The organism is Thermosynechococcus sp. OHK43 (assembly GCF_014466085.1).
Taxonomy (GTDB): Bacteria; Cyanobacteriota; Cyanobacteriia; order Thermosynechococcales; family Thermosynechococcaceae; genus Thermosynechococcus.
On sequence record NZ_JACOMP010000125.1, the window covers coordinates 1 to 2,531 of the forward strand.

General features: G+C 52.5%; 5 protein-coding genes. 2 read left to right on the forward strand and 3 right to left on the reverse strand.

Annotated elements, in window-relative coordinates:
- The 3 genes from H8Q75_RS05090 to H8Q75_RS05100 all read right to left on the reverse strand — a co-directional run.
- Positions 1-292, reverse strand: a 292-nt coding sequence (locus tag H8Q75_RS05090; protein WP_297040851.1) for a translation initiation factor IF-2 N-terminal domain-containing protein, incomplete at its 3' end; no start/stop codon positions are given.
- 200 nt (positions 293-492) lie between these two features.
- On the reverse strand, positions 493-1,044 hold the full coding sequence (gene rimM, locus H8Q75_RS05095) for a ribosome maturation factor RimM (protein WP_024124143.1): 552 nt from the start codon (positions 1,042-1,044) through the stop codon (positions 493-495).
- Entirely contained in the window at positions 1,025-1,639 is a 615-nt protein-coding gene (locus tag H8Q75_RS05100; protein ID WP_024124144.1) for a precorrin-8X methylmutase, read from the reverse strand. Before H8Q75_RS05100 ends, rimM begins: the two co-directional genes overlap by 20 nt.
- A gap of 184 nt (positions 1,640-1,823) precedes the next feature.
- On the opposite strand from H8Q75_RS05100, the gene H8Q75_RS05105 reads away from it, so the two are divergent.
- Together H8Q75_RS05105 and H8Q75_RS05110 are read left to right on the forward strand one after the other, a co-directional pair.
- The gene (locus H8Q75_RS05105; protein WP_024124145.1) at positions 1,824-2,315 is read left to right on the forward strand and encodes a CGLD27 family protein; all 492 of its coding nucleotides are present in this window, start codon (positions 1,824-1,826) and stop codon (positions 2,313-2,315) included.
- Positions 2,316-2,346: 31 nt separating this feature from the next.
- The coding region (locus H8Q75_RS05110) for an asparaginase (protein ID WP_297040852.1) at positions 2,347-2,531 on the forward strand (185 nt) is incomplete at its 3' end.

Genomic DNA, 2,531 nt, shown 5'->3' on the forward strand with positions numbered 1-2,531 from the left:
CTTCTGGTATTTCAGAGCGGGTTTGGCTGTGCACAGCAACAATTTGCTGCGTTTTTTGGGGGGCTGGGGCTTTCTTCACAGGGGGCAGTGTTTTTGAAACTTTATGGGGAGAGGCACTATGGGGTTGGTAGGTTTTAGCAGCGTCGCGAATGCGATCGGCATCGGCATCGGAAATTGTGCTGCTGTGGCTTTTATAGGGAATCCCCAATTGTTCACAGATCGCCAATAAATCGCGATTATCTAGGTTAAGTTCTTTTGATAGGTCATAGATGCGGACTTTACCAATACTCATGCTGTCTCTCAAAGGCTCTGAAATCTCTATGAAGGGGCAAACGGTAGGGCGATCGCGCTCGCCTAGGTCAAGACTACCGTCAAGGTGGAATTAGGGGACTTTAAGGGATGGGTTGGGGCAGCTCACTGAACAATAATCTCAAGAGTCGGGACTACAAAAATACAAGTATTCCTATTATTAACGATTTTGGTAGGGATTGATCAGGGCAACAGCCCTAAGGGGGGATCAATTTCAATTCTTCGGGCTGCCAGATCAACCACCGGGACGATGGCTGGGACAAAGGGAATATACACCGATTGGGGGGCTGCTGGGGCAGGGTCGAGTAACTGCACTTCCAGTAGGTCATTGCCCGCATTGACCAAGCCCACTACTTCGCCAACCCGCTTACCTTGGTGATAGACCGCCAGTCCAATCAGATCCATGAGGTGGTATTCATTGGCCGCAAGGGGTGGGCGATCGCTGGCGGGGACTAAAATTTCTGCCCCCTTGAGCGCCTCCGCTGCGGTGCGATCGCTAATTTCGGCAAAGGTAACCACAAACTGTTCGGCACGGGGTAAAAATCGGCCCCGTAGGAGGGTAACCGTATAGGGCTGGGGCTGGCGGGGCGATCGCAACCAACGGCAACCAGCCACTGTAAAGCGTTCGGGAAAATCACTAAAGGGCTTGACTTTGACCTCGCCCCGCAGGCCGTGGGCACCAACGATTTGACCAATACAGAGCCACTCATTCACCTCAGGGAAGGGGGTCACCATAGGCCGTCCAAGCCAACTTCAGTAAACCGTTCATAATTGCTGTGGCAACGCTCACGCCCCCCTTGCAACCCTTAATGGCAATGTGGGGTACCCAAGAGTTTTGCAGGCGATCCAAGGTGGGGGGGAGAAAATTGGGGGCAGCGTCAATAATTAAGGCGGGGCGAATTTCCTGAGCCTCCACTAAAGTCAGGAGGGGTTCTAGGGCTGAATGATCACTACTGAGAACAAAAATAGCCGTGGGATGCCGTCGTGCCAAGGTTTCAATACCAAAGGCAATGCGAGATTTTTCCTGCTGCGGCCGGGTGAAGGTTTCTGCCCCACAGTAAATGGGATTGCCAAAGGTGTTTTGGGTGTAGGAGAGCACCCCCACCTGTACCATCGTTACATCCACCACAATCGGGGTATGAGCAGCAAGGGCAGCCACACCAGATTGCAGAGCCTGCTCTGAATAGACAATCAAATTCAGGTATTCTAAATCCCCCGTTGCATAAATCACACGGCGTGTAATATCGTACTGGGCTGGACTCAGGTGATGCCCAGCCAGCAGCTGGTCAATCAGGCGTAACTGCGCAACATCAAAATGGTGCCATTCCATCCAAGGTGCCGCAAGGGAATTAGGGAATAATCAATATAGCAGCAAAGGTTTCCCCACTAGACGCAGGGTGGGATTGCCATCCTCTAGTGTAAGGGGCGATCGCCCAATTTCATGCACACTGGGGCGATCCACGATTTCAGCGAGACTGGTATGCTGGAAACAGCGTCCTTAAACTTGTGCCACTGTGTCTCAGAGTCTCTGTCCTGTTCCGGCAGATCAGCGACCAATTAACGAATATCGTGACCTCAAAGCCTCTTGGTTTTTTGAATGGTCGAGTTGGCCGCGGCCGCGTTTTCAACGGCGTTTGCTGCTGCTGTGGGGGATGGCTTGGCTAGTCAGTGGACCGGTGGCGATCGCCAGCTTTTCTCTAAAAGAAGCACCCCTTCACACCTTCTTGGCCGCTGCTGTAGGAGCCAATTTCCTGTTGTTACTCATTCTTTTGCGCCTTGTGTTGGGTTGGGCCTACGTGGGCGATCGCCTGCAACGTCCCACCGTGGTTTATGAAGAAACGGGTTGGTATGATGGTCAAGAATGGCAAAAACCCGAAGCTGAATTGACTCAAGATCGCCTGATCTATACCTACGAGTTGCGCCCGATTTTGCAACGGTTACAGGTGACATTTTTAGCGCTTGTGATCTTTTCTTTGGGACTTGCCCTTGGTTGGGCACTCCTGTAGCTGCTGCCGATATTGTTGCTCACTTACCCGCATGACCGAACCGATGTCCAAACGCACCCAAGCTCCTGCCCTCGATGTTTACTTACTGCGGGAAGGGATTGTTGAGTCGCGCCACCATGTCCATGCCGTTGTCTGTGATGCCCGGGGACGGATTCTTGCCCTTGCGGGAAATGCTGAAACCGCTGCTTTTATCCGCTCTGCCCTCAAGCCCTTTCA

Coding starts and splice junctions, on each gene's coding strand:
- H8Q75_RS05100 (WP_024124144.1), bottom strand. CDS start 1,639: ATGGAATGGCACCATTTTGATGTTGCGCAGTTACGCCTGATTGACCAG.
- rimM (WP_024124143.1), bottom strand. CDS start 1,044: ATGGTGACCCCCTTCCCTGAGGTGAATGAGTGGCTCTGTATTGGTCAA.